The sequence below is a fragment of the Methanococcus maripaludis genome (genome assembly GCF_002945325.1).
Lineage (GTDB): Archaea > AGJL01 > Methanococci > Methanococcales > Methanococcaceae > Methanococcus > Methanococcus maripaludis.
Window position 1 is genome coordinate 1,507,481 of sequence record NZ_CP026606.1, and the last position, 17,621, is coordinate 1,525,101.

At 34.2% G+C, this 17,621-nt stretch carries 14 protein-coding genes; 4 read left to right on the top strand and 10 right to left on the bottom strand.

What is annotated here, in order from left to right; genetic code table 11:
- Nucleotide 1: 1 nt before the first annotated feature.
- From MMJJ_RS08210 to mch, 3 genes are all read right to left on the bottom strand, one after another.
- Nucleotides 2–4,492, bottom strand: coding sequence for a hypothetical protein (locus MMJJ_RS08210; RefSeq protein WP_104838400.1), 4,491 nt, complete (start codon nt 4,490–4,492; stop codon nt 2–4).
- A gap of 626 nt (nt 4,493–5,118) precedes the next feature.
- Nucleotides 5,119–6,234 (bottom strand): radical SAM protein, encoded by a 1,116-nt coding sequence (locus tag MMJJ_RS08215; protein ID WP_104838401.1) that lies wholly within the window; start codon nt 6,232–6,234, stop codon nt 5,119–5,121.
- 120 nt (nt 6,235–6,354) lie between these two features.
- A complete protein-coding gene (mch, locus tag MMJJ_RS08220; RefSeq protein WP_104838402.1) occupies nt 6,355–7,326 on the bottom strand; it encodes a methenyltetrahydromethanopterin cyclohydrolase in 972 nt (323 codons plus the stop codon).
- A 190-nt stretch (nt 7,327–7,516) separates the two neighbouring features.
- Here mch and MMJJ_RS08225 point away from each other — a divergent pair, with 190 nt between their 5' ends.
- The 3 genes from MMJJ_RS08225 to MMJJ_RS08235 all read left to right on the top strand — a co-directional run bounded on the left by MMJJ_RS08225 (nt 7,517) and on the right by MMJJ_RS08235 (nt 9,175).
- Nucleotides 7,517–7,969 carry an FKBP-type peptidyl-prolyl cis-trans isomerase gene (locus MMJJ_RS08225; RefSeq protein ID WP_013999596.1) on the top strand — a complete coding sequence of 151 codons (453 nt, stop codon included), beginning with the start codon at nt 7,517–7,519 and terminating at the stop codon, nt 7,967–7,969.
- A 68-nt stretch (nt 7,970–8,037) separates the two neighbouring features.
- On the top strand, nt 8,038–8,757 hold the full coding sequence (gene rpiA, locus MMJJ_RS08230; protein ID WP_104838403.1) for a ribose-5-phosphate isomerase RpiA: 720 nt from the start codon (nt 8,038–8,040) through the stop codon (nt 8,755–8,757).
- Between the two features lie 142 nt (nt 8,758–8,899).
- Nucleotides 8,900–9,175, top strand: a complete 276-nt coding sequence (locus MMJJ_RS08235; RefSeq protein WP_011171132.1) for a UPF0147 family protein — start codon at nt 8,900–8,902, stop codon at nt 9,173–9,175.
- Between the two features lie 80 nt (nt 9,176–9,255).
- Here MMJJ_RS08235 and fucA read toward each other — a convergent pair whose 3' ends face one another.
- Genes fucA through hycI form a run of 3 tightly spaced genes read right to left on the bottom strand, consistent with a single transcriptional unit; the run spans nt 9,256 to nt 12,457 of the window.
- The gene (gene fucA, locus MMJJ_RS08240) at nt 9,256–9,798 is read right to left on the bottom strand and encodes an L-fuculose phosphate aldolase (RefSeq protein ID WP_104838404.1); all 543 of its coding nucleotides are present in this window, start codon (nt 9,796–9,798) and stop codon (nt 9,256–9,258) included.
- A 28-nt stretch (nt 9,799–9,826) separates the two neighbouring features.
- Nucleotides 9,827–11,905 carry an ATP-dependent protease LonB gene (lonB, locus tag MMJJ_RS08245; RefSeq protein WP_104838405.1) on the bottom strand — a complete coding sequence of 693 codons (2,079 nt, stop codon included), beginning with the start codon at nt 11,903–11,905 and terminating at the stop codon, nt 9,827–9,829.
- A 12-nt stretch (nt 11,906–11,917) separates the two neighbouring features.
- Complete coding sequence (gene hycI, locus MMJJ_RS08250) at nt 11,918–12,457, bottom strand: hydrogenase maturation peptidase HycI (protein ID WP_104838406.1); 540 nt, start codon at nt 12,455–12,457, stop codon at nt 11,918–11,920.
- A 118-nt stretch (nt 12,458–12,575) separates the two neighbouring features.
- Between hycI and MMJJ_RS08255 the strand changes: the two genes are divergently transcribed.
- Nucleotides 12,576–13,103, top strand: coding sequence for a GNAT family N-acetyltransferase (locus tag MMJJ_RS08255; protein WP_104838407.1), 528 nt, complete (start codon nt 12,576–12,578; stop codon nt 13,101–13,103).
- Here the strand turns inward: MMJJ_RS08255 and MMJJ_RS08260 are convergent, their stop codons facing one another.
- The 4 genes from MMJJ_RS08260 to MMJJ_RS08275 all read right to left on the bottom strand — a co-directional run bounded on the left by MMJJ_RS08260 (nt 13,104) and on the right by MMJJ_RS08275 (nt 17,444).
- Nucleotides 13,104–13,865 (bottom strand): ABC transporter ATP-binding protein, encoded by a 762-nt coding sequence (locus MMJJ_RS08260; protein ID WP_011171127.1) that lies wholly within the window; start codon nt 13,863–13,865, stop codon nt 13,104–13,106.
- 17 nt (nt 13,866–13,882) lie between these two features.
- On the bottom strand, nt 13,883–14,929 hold the full coding sequence (locus MMJJ_RS08265) for a FecCD family ABC transporter permease (RefSeq protein WP_104838408.1): 1,047 nt from the start codon (nt 14,927–14,929) through the stop codon (nt 13,883–13,885).
- A gap of 108 nt (nt 14,930–15,037) precedes the next feature.
- Nucleotides 15,038–16,165 (bottom strand): iron ABC transporter substrate-binding protein, encoded by a 1,128-nt coding sequence (locus tag MMJJ_RS08270; RefSeq protein ID WP_104838409.1) that lies wholly within the window; start codon nt 16,163–16,165, stop codon nt 15,038–15,040.
- 136 nt (nt 16,166–16,301) lie between these two features.
- A complete protein-coding gene (locus MMJJ_RS08275; RefSeq protein WP_104838410.1) occupies nt 16,302–17,444 on the bottom strand; it encodes an iron ABC transporter substrate-binding protein in 1,143 nt (380 codons plus the stop codon).
- Nucleotides 17,445–17,621: the final 177 nt, after the last annotated feature.

Consider the following 17,621-nt stretch of genomic DNA (forward strand, 5'->3'; position numbering starts at 1 on the left):
TTTACTGTCCTGCAAAGTTGCATTCTGAGTCTGAATATGCCCAGTATGCGTAGGTTGGTATAACTTGACTGCCACCATTAAGTTTTATCCATCCACTAGGACTAAATTCAAGTACTTTAGTAATGGATGGGTATCCTCCAGTGAAGTCACTGCATAACACAGGATCAAGTGATCCACCGTATGTATTTACACCTACAAGGTTCCATCCACAGCAAAGTTGTATTTCAGGTGGTGTATCTGTAGCTGTTAATGGTACGGTGTATATCGGCATACTTCCTTCGCAGGTACCGATGTATACATAACCTTCAAGTGGTTCGAATCCACTTGCTAATTCCCACTGTCCGTCGGTGAATTTCACAAATGAACCGCTTGTAATTCCTGAGTCAGCAACCATTTGTGCTGTATCTACTTTTCCAGGTACTGAAAACATTTTCAAGTTTTCAATTTCAATTGAACCTGTACTTTCTGCAGCTTCCGAAATTCCTTTCAGTTCTGCACTGCAATCAACTATTGGGAATCCATGTGGGCCAAGTATTGCAGTCTGATTTATTTTAATGCTTATTTCTGTAGTATTGGTAATTATATTACTACTAGATCCAAGGGTAATTATTATCATATGGTCATTTATTGCACTTTCAGCCATTGTAGCTCCAGTTCCGAAGCTTCCACCGATGATATCAAATCCATCCAATGGGCTTGCAGGATCATAGGAGTCATTAATGCTTACTGTGTCATTAAATGTTACTTTTAATGTATTGCATGGTTCGTAGCATGCATTGAGTATTTTTACACATTCTCTATCTACTGTAGTGTTTGTATCATTAATTACTGGTATTCCACCATTTTCGATACATATGGCTCTTGTATCAGTCGCTTCCATGTTGTTGCAATCTTCATCGAATGCATAAGCGACAAGACAGTAGCATCCGTCTTCTAGGATTGTAGTGTCAAACATGTAGCTCCAGAGTCCATCACTACACGTAATTTCATCTGTAATCATGCCTGGAACCCCTTCATCAACATACCATAATTCGATAGTGTCGATTACAGGGCAGTTTTCTACAGTTCCTCCAACTTCAATTGTACCGGATTTAACTCCTGAATTTACTGCTGGAGTTATTAATGTAATTCCAAAGTTGTTGTCCACATCGATCATGTCTGTATCTGATGCGATTGCGCCTTGACATGGCCAGCCGTATGCTGAAACTCTTATTTCATAGAGGCCATCCATTGTGCACGTATTAAGATCGATTGTCCATTCCATACCTTCACAGTCACATGTTGTAGGAAGGTATATTACAGATACGCCAGGGAAATTAGTCCAGTCTCCCATAGGTTCTCCTGTAGGTTCACATATTTTTCTGTATTCAAATTCTAAGTAATCTAAGCACGCGCATTCCGCAGTACCTTCTATTGTAGTGGTTCCTGCAACTTTAGGTTCAGCTCCAGGTCCTGTAATGTCCACCATTACAAGATTGGAGTCGTATTGTATGCACTCGTATCCTGTTGTTATTGTAGTGTATGTATTTCCACATGAGTATTCTGCTTCAGCATAAATCTGTGTTGATGCTCCATTCAATATACATGGGTTAAAGCACAGTCCCCACTCCCAGGTACCGTCGCCAATGTATCTGAAATCTTCAGCAGGTACTTCTCCGAGAAGTCCAAGACTTGCGGAGTATACTTTTACGCTTTCTACTCTTTCATCTACTAAGCATCCAGTTAGAGTTCCTCTAATAGGTGCTTTATCTCCTGTTACATAGTATACGCAACAGTCAGGGCAGGTTAGATCAATTTCGACAGCGTTATTTACATTAACCATTACATTGCTTTCGCTCTGGTCACATGGGCCAGTAACAACTGCTTTTAAGTATAATGGTCCATCTTCAAAGCAGCACGTGTTAAGTGGTGCTTTCCATCTTCCATCTTCTACATTTACATCAATATCTTCTTTGTATAATGTCCAAGATGTGTTATCTTCTGATACATAGAAGTCTACGTTTGAAACTCCCGCACCGACCGCTGTACCGTATACCCAGAAGTTATCGCACACGGTCTGTCCGTCGATTGGTTTTGAGATCGAAACACCTGATGTGTCATCTACATAGACATCCATAACGTATTCTGCACGTTCAAAGTCTCCGCATTCGTCATTTTCACATGGTTCTACTACTGCTTTTATTTCGTAGTGTCCATTATCAATGCAGTTTACCATGCATGAAGACCAGGTTACATCCCAGTATGCATAATGGTCCCACCAGTTGAAATTCGGTAAGTTTGGATATAATGGATCTATTCCGTAATCTGTAAAGTCAATGTACTGTTCGCTGTTTTTCCAGTTAAGGAATGCGCTGTCCATTGGCAACCAGTTTTCGCTTCCATATTCCCTCCAGTAGAGATCTACATGGTCAGGCAGGCAAACGTCGTCAGTATCTGGCCAACACCACCAGCCGCAACAGTCTGCATCTACCCATACGAATCCTCTTATAACTTTACCGTTGTATATTGTGTTTCCTTCGCAAGGATCAATTATTTCAATGTCAAAATCATTGTATATGCTCGTTCCAATAGGTTCAGATTCAAATTCTCCGCAACCTCCTTCTGCAACACCCCTTATTCTTACATATCTTCCTTCTTCATCCTGAATATCTTCTGGTGTACACCAGTCAGTTTCCCAGGTTCCTGATTTGAGGCATGCTCCTTCATAAGTCCATGTAATTGAACTTTCAGTACAGCTTGCATCTTTCCAGCAGTTGTCCCATTCGATATACCATTGGCATCTATCTACCCGTACCATATGTCCAAAGTCGTATTCTAAGTCTACGTAGTCAGGATAATCTATCCAGCAGGTTGGAACTGAGATATTACCAAATGCAGTAACTGTTCCACTTTGTATGTCGTATACTCTGTAGCAATCATTACCCATCCAGCATTCTTCGTATACGCAGTCTTCAAGTTCAATTGTCAAATTTCTTTCGTTGCAGTATGCAAATTCAACGGTGTCATATCTAAATTCATCGTAGCATTCGCATTTATCATCAACTACAGCGTATACTTCGTAGCATCCTGAGTCGAAATCACAGAATTTGTTTGTTGTAAAGGTCCAATCAGGCATTGTAGCAGATGTGGATCCTAAGTATACCATATCGCTTAAATTTTTTTCATTGATGTAATTATCGTGGTCTTCAGGGACTCCACAGATACATTCTGAAACTCCGTCTCCAAGATCTTCATTTGATGGATATCCGCAGTCTGGACAGAAGTATCCTGTAACTATTCCACCACAGCTACCACATACGATTGGATCCATTTCTGCACCGCAGTTTGGACAGATATTTTCAGCTAACTCTCGAGGTTCTTCTGCATCGAGTGTTATGATTTCTCCATCGCACACATTGCATGCAGGACAGCAAGCTCCATCACAAAGTGTGAAGTTTCCTGTTTTTACTGCATAAAAGTCAATTTTTTGTGCAGCATTGCATGGATCGTTTAATTTACCTGAAAAGGTAATTGGCCCGCAAAGTGTCATACCACATTCTGGTGAAAGTGGTGCAGGGCATTCTATTTCAAAGCATACCTCTTCCCTTATAATTTCGAGGCATCCTACGTATTCGTCTCCAATTTGTACACCATTGTATGTACAGTCATCGGTACAGTCTGCGTAAGGTGTAGCCGTTATTACATAGACTCCTCCGCAGTATAAGTTGTTAAATAATACGTCAAAAGTGTAGTTGCAGCACATTGCACTTTCGAAGTCTTCTCTATCTACGATGTATGTCATAGTAGGCATACATTCATCTACAGGGCATCTTGGAGTACAAGTGCCTTCTCCCATATATTCTGCAGTTATTATTATGTAATCAACGCATTCGCAGGATTCATTTAAACATCCTCCGATAACCCCTCCACAGGAAAGTGATTCTGGAAGGTCTAAGTTTACAGCAACCCCTTTATCGAAGCATACGTAAACAGGCTCTGAAGGGCAGCCTACCTGTAAATCACATGCATCATAGAGTACTGTTCTTAATACATAACAGCCATCTGGTTCACAACAGATAGGCCAATCTAAACTCCATTCAGCAGGACAATATCCTTCTAAAGTGCTATCAACACCTGCAAGGCTCCATCCTTCTCCGTTATCTGCTGCAGGATTACCGCATTCGCAGTAAAGTTCGCAGTCACAGCAGTAAGGGCTTAATTGTTTATAATATACTTTTACGTAGTCCGCACATCCCAAATCATCATTATAGCATGGTACGATTGTCCCGGTAATTGGAACTTCATCACACCACGTGGATGCGCATTCTGGTGAAGTAATACTAACGTTAAAACATCTATCGTCAGTGCAGTTACAGTCTATAATTATGGTACCTGAACCACCGTTACATGTGCAATCACTTAAAGTGGTAGTATCAGATGCCATAACACCCCCCATATTTGAGAGAACCATAACAAGTACTAAAAATAGTGCCTGTCCTGATTTTTTATTCACAAAAACACCCCTGTTTTCATATTAAATATATCTAAATGACCAATATATGGAGTAACCTCTAAGCAAGTTTTGATATACTATCGAAAACTAAAAATTCCCCCGAATTTTAATATGTTTTCAAAATACTCCAATATCCATAACTGGTCACAAAATTCTAGTTAAATACTTTCGTATTTATCCCAAACAATGTTCTAAATTTTATTTCGTCTTATTATGACCTTTACGATGAAATGTTTACGGCATTTTACGCGCCCCTCTTCTTATTCCCCGAACAAAACTATGTTAAATAAACTTTTTAAACCTTTCGAAATTATAATTTTTAAAATAAAGGTCTAAAAAATGTTAATTAAAAGATTAAACTTAAAATTTAGATTTAAAGTTAAATTAAATTTATAAAAAATTATAATTTAATTATTAAATGTATAAAAATAGATTAAACATAATATTCCCAATTATAAAGTTTATGATATATAATTAATCTTAAATAATCGGGATTTAACTGTTTTTAAGCACTTAAAATAGTTTTTGAAAAACAAAATTTTTTCGAAAAAACAACCTAAAAAAGAATAAAATCGGGTTTTTTAGAAATTTACATATTAATTAGTTATTATTAACAAAATAAATGATTATTTTTTCTTTAATTTTAAATTAGGCTTTTTTGTAACAAGCGGGATTCTTTCAACTTCTAATTTATCAGATGTTGGGTAATATTCTGATATATACGCACTGAATTTAAAATCAAAGTTATTTTCTTTCAACTGATCTATTAAATCTTCTAAAATTTCTGGATTTAATAATATCCTATCATTTAAAAGCTCAAATTCTACATCATTTTCTTTTAATATCTCAAGTACTTCTGAAACGTTTTCGATATCTTTAAAATTAATAGTTCCTTTTAATAAAAGGCCTTCTTCCGTAATTTCTTCGTAAGGCTTTGCAACGTTTCTCGCACGATTTATAAGCCGGTTTTTCATCTGAACACTGTCTTTTAATGAAGAAGGGCAGAAATGAATTATCATATTTCCTGTAAAATTGTCAATCACATATTTTGCAGTTTCAAAACTTCCTGAAATTCTGGATGTTGTATCATCTTTTTCAGAAAATCCTCTATCAATTAAAGCTTGATAGTTGGTTTCAGAATATTCGAGTTCATTGATATTTAAGAATTTTACGCCGATTTTATCGATTTCAAGGGCTAAATCTAAAATTTCTTTTTCAAAATTTGGAATTCCTGGAATTTCAACTCCAACATCTTTAATATATTTTTTACAGAGTTTCAATTTTTTTAAAAAGTCCAATTTATCAAAATTTTCAAAATCATTGAATAGTTTTGATGAATGAAGCCTGATTTCATCAAGGTTTGCATCTTTTAAAAGCTTTAAATTTTCTTCATTGACAAATTTTGGTGTTGTGTAAAGATGTGCATGGAAATCCTTTCCAAAGTGTTCTTTCAAAGCTTTTAAATATTCAACAGTTCTTTCAATTCTTAAAAGCGGATTTCCACCTGTTATTCCAACACCTTTACTTCCGCAAAGATATGCTTCTTCAATCGCTTCTTCAATCGAATTGATTTGTTTTTCATTTGCAAAAATTACATCCTTTTTTTTCCTTTTTTCCGAAAGCGGGCAGTAGTAACAGGATTCTTCACAGAGTCCTGTAATATATAAAACCAGCTTTTCTCCTTTTATGCAGTATTTACAGCCCAATGCCATATTTTTTTCGTTTAAATTTGATAAATCCATGAAAGCACCTTAAAAAACGGTAATTTTAATTTTGAAAATTTTAACAAAACACGAAATAATATTTTAAAAAATAGATATTAAAATTTAGTATTTATATTTATAGTTATAATTTATGTTAATTTATAATTGGCTGAATTTTAATGATTTTTTGAGTACATCAACGTTTGTTTCACCGTATGACATTAATTTTCCGGTTCTAAGATCGTTTATTGTAACAATTGCTGGAGCAAACATTCCTTTGTCAATTTTGTAGAAATCGTAGTTTGCTTCTTTGAATACATCTAAGAATGGTTTTCCGTAAGTTTCAGCGGAACAGGATGGTAGTGATTTGCATAAGTTTTCGATGTCGTCTCCTTCATCGCTTTTAACGTAGTAGAATGTTCTACCGCCGTATAAAACCATGTCGTTTGTAGCGCCCATCATTTTCAAGTCGTCTCCGATTACTGGAGCAACTGGAGCAATACCTGCTGCAAATTTAACTTTTCTTACATCAAAGTGAAGAGCTTCTAACATTTTGTAGGTTCCGTTTTCTACAACTCTACCGCTGATTTGAACTGCTCCTACCATTGAAGCTGTTGGAGCAACGAGTAAATAAACTTTTGAAACATCTACGCCACATTTTTCAGCAACGTGGTCAGCAACGTTTTCATCTGGAAGTTGTGAAGATTCTAAACAAAGGATTGCAACATCTGCTTCGTCTCTGTAGTCAATTTCTTCGTAGGTTGCTTTTGGCATCATTGCTAATGCTCTTGCAGGTCCTGAACCCATTGCGAAGTATTTTCCAACACTTACGCTCCATCCAGCTTTTTGTGAACCGAGTGTTGCGATTGCAGGGTGTGATGTTTTAATTTTTACGCATGGTAAAACGAGTTTGTTGTCAAGGGATCCTGAAATGCTTATTCCAACGTGTGCAAGTCCACCAAGACAGATTTTTGTAAATAATTTACCTGCTTCAAAGCTTCCCATTACGTTTACACCACAGTCAAGTACTGTAGCTCCGTTTTCTAATTTAATTACTTCAATGTTTAAGTCTTCTTTTCTGCTGATCATTTCTTCAACAATTGGTAATGAAGCTAAATTTACACTAAGCACTGTTCCACCTTTTTTATATTCTATGTTTTTTAGACATTTTTTAATTTTTATAACTTTTGATTTGATTTAAAAAAATGCCCTTAAAAAGGCCAATTTACAAAGTTAGTGTATAAACTGGGCCGATAATAAGATATATATATTATATCGATTATTTGATTGATAGTCACAGATGAAGTAGGAGTTGATTTTTTTGATTACCAAAGGAGATACAATAAAAGTAGATTACACCGGCAGATTTGAAGAAGGGGAAGTTTTCGATACTTCCGTAGAAACAGTAGCAAAAGAAGAAGGAATTTTTGAAGAAGGAAGACCATACATGCCTTTAGAGTTTACTGTTGGCGAAGGTCAGTTAATCCAAGGCTTTGAAGAAGCAGTTTTAGGCCTTAAAATTGGAGAAGAAGTAACTGTTACAATCCCTCCAGAAAAAGGATACGGATTTAGGGATGAATCATTAATCGAAAGAGTTCCAATTGAAGCATTCGATCAAGCAGACTTTGAACCTGAAGAAGGAATGGTAATTGTTGCTGGTGAAGAACCTGCGGTAATTTTAGAAGTTACTGATGAAGATGTCGCTCTTGACTTCAACCACGAATTAGCGGGAGAAACACTACAATTTACAATAAAAATTATAGAAAAACTTTAATTTTGCTATCTTAACAAAATTATGTCTTTTTTTAATATTTAGATTTTTAGATACTTTTGGTGATTTTTATGGCTAGGACTAAAAAAGCTAATGACGAAGTAGCCACAGATTCTGATTCTTTGAAGTTAAAAGTTGCAAAACAAGCGGCAAAACTTGTAAAAGATGAAATGGTCGTGGGAATTGGCTCAGGTTCAACTGCAAATCTTTTCATTCAGGAACTTGGAAAAAGGGTTGTTGAAGAAGAATTATATATCTACGGGGTACCTACATCTTTTGATTCAAGAATGATGGCAAGTAATTCTGGAATTCCTTTAATTTCACTTGATCAGTGTGGGGAAATTGACATTGCAATAGATGGTGCAGATGAAGTCTGTAAAAAGACTCTTTCACTTATAAAAGGTGGCGGTGGATGCCACACAATGGAAAAAATTGTAGATTACCATGCAAAAGAGTTCGTTGTACTGGCTGATGAAGGAAAATTAGTTGAGTCATTAGGGGACAAAACAGCGGTACCTTTAGAAGTAATTCCTTTTGCATATTCTACAGTTTTAAACAAACTTTTGGATATGAACACTGCACCTGCAATTAGGTCAGGTTCTGGAAAAATGGGTCCTGTAATTACAGACAATGGAAACATGATTATTGATGTATTCATCAATATTGAGGATGCAGAAGAAACTGAAACCATGTTAAACAATATTCCTGGTGTTTTAGAAAATGGAATATTTAGTAAATGTGATAAAGTGCTTGTTGGAACTTCTAAAAAAGTAGAAATACTCAAAAAATAACGGAATTTCTGATAAATACTTTTTTTATTTCAATTTTTGAAGTAATACCTTAATCTTTAAATAGGATATCACTAAATCATATTATGCAATAGTTGAATTTACAGTTCTTTTTTATTTAAAACACGGCCAATGAGGTGAACCCATGTTTAGCGCCAAAAAATTATCTCCAGCAGATAAACTTAAAAATATTTCATCAATGCTCGAAGAAATCGTTGAAGATACAACAGTTCCTAGAAATATTCGTGCAGCAGCAGACAATGCAAAAAACGCACTACACAATGAAGAACAGGAATTAATTGTGAGAAGTGCAACTGCAATCCAATATCTTGATGACATCAGTGAAGATCCAAATATGCCAATTCATACGAGAACCCAAATCTGGGGAATTGTAAGTGAACTTGAGACTATTAAAAATTAATTAGAAAAAATGAATTTAAATAAATTTTAAATTTAAACTTTTTTTAAAATTTTTAGAATAGAGATTTATTTTATTTTATTTTATTTTAAATTGTTCATAATATAATTTAACTGTGCAACTTCTTCTAAAACTTCAGTTTTTATGTATGCTTCAGTTATATCTTTACCCAATGTAACAATTCCATGGTTTTTTAATATAATTGAGTCTTCAAGGCATTTTGAAACATTTTCTGCAAGTTCTAAACTTCCGCATGGGAAATAGTCAACGTATGCTATTTTTTTAACAACCATTTCAGCTTCAGGAGTCACTAATTTTAGTTTTTTATCAAGTGTGGAAAATGCGGTGCAGTACATCGAGTGCGTGTGGACTACAGCATTTATCAAATCTTTATTTTGGTATATTTTTAAATGCATGTTTAATTCTGAAGTAGGTTTTCCTTTTATGATATTTCCATTTAAATCAGCAATGCAGATGTCTTCTTTTGTTAAGAATCCTAAACTTAAACCCGTTGGTGTAATATATATTAAATTTCCATCCCGAATACTTACATTTCCCCCGGAACCAACAACGTATTTTCGATCGTATAATAAGCGGCATATTTTTATAAATTCAGTTAAATCCATAAAATCACCAAAAAAGAAAATTATTATGTTATAAATTATTTAATTCAAAAGCTAAAGGAATTATTTCTTCAAGACGGGTAACTGGAATTACTTCGATTCCTTCTGGGTCGATAACGTCTTCAAAGTTAGATTGTGGAATGATTACTCTTTTAAATCCGTATTCTTTAGCAGCATTTATTTTTTCATTAACTCCACCAATTGCAAGAATTTCCCCGTTCAAATCAAGACTTCCAGTAATACAGAAATCCTGTTTTAATGGTATATTTAGGAGTGATGAAATAATGCTTAAACATGCAGCGGCAGTTGCAGAGTCTCCATCAATTTTCGAGTAAGATTGGCTGAACTGGATGTAGATTTCATGTTCTGCTAAATCGAGATCTTCTTTTGCAACTTCTCCTTTTGCTTTTGCAATGCTTAATGTTCCATCTGAAACAAGTTTTTTAGACAGTGCAGATGCTAAAGTGATGCTGTGTTTTGCAAGGTCTCCGCTAATGTTTAACAGGTTTGTTCGTGGATGTTTTGATTTTACGATTTTAGTAATAATTTTTGTAACGTCTCCAAGTCCATCTGCACCTAAAACTGCAAGTCCGTGGATTACTCCTATTTTTGGTTTATCATTTGATACGATATTTTTGTATCTTTTGAAGTTTTTCAGGTAATCGATTGCTACCTGTTTTGACATGCTGTATATTCCAGTGCTTATAATTTCATTGATGTGATCGAGTTCAATTACCCTATCGTCTTTTTCAAGAACTGGTGCTTTTGAAACAGGTTTTACTTCTTTTATAACTTCTTCACTTTTTTTAGGTTTTAATTTTCCAACAACAGCCCTGATTTTTCGAGTATTTTTCTTTTCAGTAGGTTTAACTGCTTTCACAGTTACTTCAGGTTTTACTTCTTTTTCAGACATTTCTTCAATGCTTTCAGAAAGTTCTTTTCCTGTTGCAATATCGTTTGCCATTTTTATAATATTTGAGAGCTGTCTTAATCTTAAAGTGAGCTTATTTTTAGATCCTGATAATAATTGTGCCATTCTGACAATTTCACAGCATGCTTCATAACTCATAGGTCTTAAATTATTATTTTCAAGCTCTTGAACGATAAACTGGAGTAATTTATCCCTATTTTCTTGATTATTGTCCATTTTATTTTTTAAAACAACTTTATAATCAATCCTGTCAAGTAGCGGTGCTCTTAAGTTGCTAGCATCGTCCATGTTTCCAGACATTATTAATGTAAGGTCGCAAGGTATCGGGTTGGTTTCAACTGAAGCACCGCTTGAATTAGGATTTCTACCGCTAATTGCAAGCTGTTTGTCCTGAAGTGCAGTTAATATATAATCCTGAACATCGACAGGCATGGTCTTAATTTCATCAACGTAAAGTATTCCCTTGTGTGCTTCGTGTATTGCACCAATAATTACCCTTTTGTGTGGGGGCGTTCCAATTGGAGGTTTTCCACCAAGTGGACAGTGTTTAATGTCTCCAAGTAGTTTTGTAGTGTTGTAAGCGCTTGCTCTTACAAGCGGTCTTTTTTTGCATTCGTAAAGTACTAATGGTTTTACGTCCGCAGGACTTACTGAATTTGGCATTGATGCTTTCGTAGCTCCAAATATATTCAGGAATAATATTAAAAATACCAATAATGACCCAATTACGGATATTGCTGCAATTACTGCAAATTTAGATGATGGATCAGACAATCCATTTAATATGTAGCTTAATACAAGTGACGAGACAATGATTCCAAGTAAAAGTGTAAATATGCTTGGAGGCTGTCTCATTAATTTTGGACTTTCAATCTGGGCTGTTTCTTCTATCATTCGCCCTTCTATTAAGTCAACTATTGGTTTTTCTGAATTTTTTATATTTGGTCTTGCAATCAAAGAGTATGGCTTAAAATCACTCGAATGTTCTAAAAGCTGACCGAAAGCTTTTACCATCATTGATTTACCAACACCTGGGTCTCCAAGTAGTAATGCATGTCTTTTATTTTTTACAGCACTCAATACTATTTTGACCGCTTCATCTTGTCCGATAACCTGATTTATTAGATTAGGGGATGGTTTTGGTAATTCGTCAGTCGTTTTAAATTGTACTGAAAACATAATTCACCTGTTTTATAATAAAAAAGAATCAATCTCTTCAATTAATATTTTTGAAAATTCATCTGCTTTTTCTTTGATTAATCCTGATAATGGTTCACCAAATTCAAGGTCTGTAGGTTCAATGCCTATAATTAATATTTCGGTATCAATATGGGCATTAATATATTTAATTATTATTGATAGCGGAAGCGAATGGGTTGAAAATCCAGTTTCGGAAATTTCATCGCTTTTTACAACCCTTAGTGTTCCAGGTTCCTGATGCATTAATGCAGCATCAACCATTATAATTTTGTCTGGATTTTCTCTTTTAATTACATCCGTGAAATTTTCTGGAACTACACCACAATTCATCAGTATTAATCTATTATTTACAGAATTTATTTCCTTTTCCAATGATAAATTCTCATGAGTTTTAGAATAATTTTTAACTAATGATTCGACGACATAAACGCCAAATCCGTCATCGCTTTTTAAATAGTTTCCAATACCAAGTATTGCAATTTTGTTGCTGTTATTAATAAACGATTTAATAGTACCTTGGACACTTTCCAAAAATCTCACCAAGTTTTATTCGAGGGGTTTATCTCTTCTATATATACTAGATAATTGATTACAGTACTATATATAAACTGCGTTTTATTTTAAAAATAATCTGATTAAGGGTGTTTTTTTGGAAAAAATGGTTATCAGAAACGCTAGAAAAACCGATATCGATGAAATAATGAACATAGAATATGATTCATTTATAACCGGTATTTCTGAAAACAGGAATGTTTTTTTAGATAGGATAGCTACTTTTCAAAATGGGTTTTTAGTATTGGAAGTTGATTCAGAAGTTTTAGGATATATTTCTTCTGAAATCTGGGAATATTCTGAAAATATCGATGAAAAAATGTTTGATTTAAATCACGATATTAAAAAAGTGCATAAATGTAATGGATCAGAACTATATATTTCATCAATCGGAATTTTGAAAAAACACAGGAAAAAAGGATACGGAAATTTACTTTTTAAAGAATTAATTGAAAAGATTTCAAAAAACTACAAAATTTCGAGTATGATTTTAACGGTTTCAGTAAATTGGAAACCTGCAATTAAACTTTATGAAAAAAATGGTTTTAAAGAAATATGTAGAATAAAAGAATTCTTTGAAGATGAGGATAGTTCAGATGGAATTGTAATGAGAAAATATATTTAATTAATAACCTTCTTCGGGAACTATGGTTAAATGGCCGTTTAAGTTGTGTACGTACGTATTTACCCCATATACTTCCATAATGTTTTGTGAATTGATTATCTCTTTTCCGCCTTCAGCAAAGATTTTTCCGTCTTTTAACATCAAAAATTTGTCCGAATATCTAAGTGCAAGATTTATGTCGTGCATTACAATTATCGAAGTAATATTTTGTGAAACTGAAACGTCTTTTAGTATTCTCATAACTTCAAGCTGGTTTTTCAGGTCAAGATTATTTGTCGGTTCATCAAGAAGTATTAATTTTGGTTCCTGAACAAGGGCCCTTCCAATAATTACCTTTTGAAGTTCCCCACCACTTAATTCATTAGTATTTCTAAGGGCATATTTTTCAAGATCAAGAAGTTTTAACACATTTTCAGTAATTTCAATATCTTTTTTTGAAATTTCCCACTTTATATGTGGTTTTCTTCCCAAAAGCAATGCATCAAATACCGTCATATAATTTCCATTGGACCTCTGCGGAACGTAACCTACTTTTTTTGCTAGATCAAGTCTATCCATCTTGTTTACGTCGAGATTTTCAACAGTTATGGTTCCTTTTTTTGGAGGTAATATTTTATTTATGCATTTTATAAGAGTTGACTTTCCAGCCCCGTTTATTCCGAGAATTGAAACAACTTCTCCTTTTTCTACTTCAAATTTAACGTCTTTTAATATTTCAGTACTTTTATATTTGAATTCAACTCCCTCTACTGAAACTATCATATTTTCACCCGAACCTATCATTTATACATCTTCGTTAGTAAATAAAGGAACATCGGCGCCCCTAAAAATGAGGTAAGTATTCCTACAGGCAGAATTATTGGGGAAATTATTGTTCTTGCAATTGTATCTGCTAATAGTACCAAAACTGCACCAAAAATACTGCAAAGTGGAATTAAGTACCTGTAATCTCCCCCAACAGTTATTCTTATTATGTGTGGGCAGATTAAGCCTACAAATCCAATAATTCCTAAGAATGCAACACAAACAGATGTTACAAGGGATGCAACAAGCATTCCTGACAGTCTTATTTTATCCGTGTTAACGCCAAGAGATTTTGCAGTTTCTTCACCGCTTTCAAGAGCGTTATAGTCCCATCGTTTATGTATAAAGTAAATAAGTGAAACAAATGCTACTAATGCCATAATTTTTACTTCTGGCCATAGCGGTCTTCCAAGGTCACCAAATGACCAGTAAACCATTGCAGCTAATTGCATATCGTCTGCAAAATACTGTATGAGTGTAGTTGCAGCAGTAAATAGCGAAGATATTGCAACCCCTGCAAGAACCATTGCTTCAGGACTTAATCCTTTTAATTTGGCTAGGACCAATACTGCACAAACGCCAAGCAGTGATCCTAAAAATGCAAATATCGTTATGGAATAAGGATTGTTTATTGCAATATGTCCGGTACTTTCAGCACCGCCGATTCCAAGCGTAATTATTGCAACACATGCTCCAAACATGGCTCCATGAGAAATTCCCATGGTATATGGGGATGCGAGCGGGTTTCTTAAAACACACTGCATCACTGCACCTGAAACAGATAATCCAATTCCACAGAGTATTGCCGCAAAGATTCTTGGAAGTCTGATATTCCATATAACAAGGTTTGAAGAAGCGTCTCCAGAACCTAACAATGAATTTATAATCTGGCTGATTGATAACTGGAAATCTCCAGTACACAATGCATAAATAGAGATTATTATTAGTGCTATAATCAGTACAAATCCAAATATTAGTTTTTTTAAAGTATATTTTTTGTAAGTATTAACAGAATTTTCCACGTTATCCCTGTTTTGGTAATACACTTATCAAATAAGTATTATTTTAACCTATAAATAAGTATTTAATATTATGAAAAAATAAATTTTTTAAAAAAATAGTATGGGGTATTAGTTGAGGTTTAATTTGGTATATCCTCCAAACTGCCCCTCCATAACTGAATAAACTGGTTTTCCAAGGAATTTTTCATATATTTCATCTGCTTTTTCTTCTACATTTATGTCAGAAAACTGTTCTGGGTATATGGTTTTACCAACGAAATAGGCGTTTGCAATTCCTGTACCTTTATTGAATGAATACCAGCAGTATGGTGGAACCCCGTAGATATTTCCATTTTTAAATGCGTTCAATCCCCGATATGCAGGGTCATTTAAGTCTTCATTTATTAAGTTTATCGAAGCTTCACTAACAAATATATATTCTGGATCCCATTCAAGAACCTGTTCTTTATTTATTGTAATCCCTTCGCTAACGTCGGATACTTCTGATGCTACGTTATTGGCATTTAAGAGTTCGAAAGAAGGCCAGTGTGGGTCAGTTCCATCAAGACCGTGAACTCCACAGTATGGCCTTCCTGCAACGTAAACAGTAGGTTTTTCATCTTCTGGAATATTTTCAGTTCTCGAGGCAAGGTCGTTTTCATATTCATTAATTATTGAAATTAACTCTTCGGTCCTTTCTTCTTTTCCTAAAACTTCACCCATTATTCGTAAAGTTTCATAGTATTTTTCGTTTTGAACATCAGTTCCGACAGTAGCCACGTAAACTACAACGACTGGAATTCCTGATTTTGTTTGAATATTGTCTGCATTTGCAGCACCTGATGTTCCAACGAATATTACATCAGGATTTAATATTGCAATTTCTTCAAAGTTAACAGAATTACCTGAGTTAACAACTGGTAAATCCATTAATTCAGGATATGCAGCAAGATATGGGAGTTCTAAACCTGAGGGAAAAGTTCCATCAATTTCTTTTGAAGCTTCCCTATATTCGATACCTACAACTTTTTCCTGTGACTGGAGATAAACAACCTCCCTTAAGGCACAACTTAATGCAATTATTTTTCCTGGATTTTTTGGAACCTCAACGGTTCTTCCAGCAGCATCAACAACTGTAATTGTAGTTATTTCTTCATTAGATTCTGTAGTGCCACCTGTGGATTCAGTACAACCGCAGATTGCGACTGTTAAAATCATCAAAGAAGCAATAATTAAAGTACATATTTTTTTATACAATATACCACCTGAGTTAAATAATATTTTTTAAAAATAAGTATTATTAATAGATATAATTTTCTATTTTTATTAGAAAATATCATAAAAATTAAAAATAAATATTAATAAAAAATACTACCTAAATCTTGAGGAATATTTACTGATTTGATATGTCTAATTTTTTAAAACCTTCAAAATTTTCAGCCATTTTATCATAAACGGCTTCACCAACTAAAAATTCATATATTTCATCAGCTTTAGCTTCTGGATCAATATCTGAAAATTCTTCGGGGTATAATACGGTACCAATATAATAAGTATTTGCGAGTACAGTTCCGTAGTCCACCATGTATGATTTGTACCTATATATTAAGTAAACATCACCGTTTTTGAATGCACTGAGTGATTCATAGTATTCTGGGTTTTTTTCATAGTCTTCATTTATCACGGAAGTATATCCTGCAATATCAATAAAGATTATATCAGGATTCCATTCTATAAGCTGTTCTTTGTTAATATATACCTGTTTTTTTGCTTCAAGGGATTCAGCAACATTTTTAGCTTTTAAAACTTCAAATGGTGCAAATACACTTGATGTACTTTCTATACCATGGGATCCTTTGGCAGCGTTAAGTCCGCCGACATATACTGATGGTTTTTCGCTATCTGAAACATCTGAAATTCTATCTGATATATCATTTTCAGCATCTGCAAAGAAATCAATTACTGCTTGCGCTCTTTCTTCTTTATTTAACACGTTACCAAGTAGTGTAAGTGGATCTGCAAGATCTTTATCAGTAAATGATTCAAATTCATCATAATTTAAAACTACGACAGGAATTCCTGTTTTTGTCTGAATATTGTCTGCAACTTCTGCTGTTGACATTGAAATTATTATAACATCGGGATTCACGTTAACTATATTTTCACAGTTTAATCCATCGACAAATTGAGTACCAATTGTAGGTAAGGTTTTAAAATAATCAACATTTGCAATGGTGTAAGGTTTAGCCAGGGCATATTGTTTACCTGCACCTGTAATGTCTGCCTGTTCGCAAGATTCAACCCCCACTAACATATCATCTGCCTGAAGATAAGTAACAAGTCTTAGTGCGCCTGGGCCCGAACAAACAATTTTTTCAACATTTTCTGGAACTTCAACAGTTCTTCCAACCAAGTCTACAATTTCAACGGTTTTTACCGTTTCGCCTGAAGTTTGGGCCGTATTATCGACACAGCCTGAAAAACTGAGTGCAATCATCAGCGACAAAATAATGGCCAAAATCCCATTTTTATACATTTTTTCACCTGTATCTATTGATATAAATATATAATTTTTTTATTATCTTTTTAAAGATACATCCCTAAGTAATATAAATACATTAATTAAACTATAAAAAAGTAACTAATATTAATTACACATTAAAACATGCAGAGAATTATAACTGTTTTAAAAAATCAAAATTAAAAAAAGTGA

Excerpts from the sequence above, each read along its gene's own strand:
- MMJJ_RS08235 (WP_011171132.1), top strand. The coding sequence starts at position 8,900 with ATGTTTAGCGCCAAAAAATTATCTCCAGCAGATAAACTTAAAAATATT.
- MMJJ_RS08215 (WP_104838401.1), bottom strand. The coding sequence starts at position 6,234 with ATGGATTTATCAAATTTAAACGAAAAAAATATGGCATTGGGCTGTAAA.
- lonB (WP_104838405.1), bottom strand. The coding sequence starts at position 11,905 with ATGTTTTCAGTACAATTTAAAACGACTGACGAATTACCAAAACCATCC.
- MMJJ_RS08275 (WP_104838410.1), bottom strand. The coding sequence starts at position 17,444 with ATGTATAAAAATGGGATTTTGGCCATTATTTTGTCGCTGATGATTGCA.
- fucA (WP_104838404.1), bottom strand. The coding sequence starts at position 9,798 with ATGGATTTAACTGAATTTATAAAAATATGCCGCTTATTATACGATCGA.
- MMJJ_RS08260 (WP_011171127.1), bottom strand. The coding sequence starts at position 13,865 with ATGATAGTTTCAGTAGAGGGAGTTGAATTCAAATATAAAAGTACTGAA.
- rpiA (WP_104838403.1), top strand. The coding sequence starts at position 8,038 with ATGGCTAGGACTAAAAAAGCTAATGACGAAGTAGCCACAGATTCTGAT.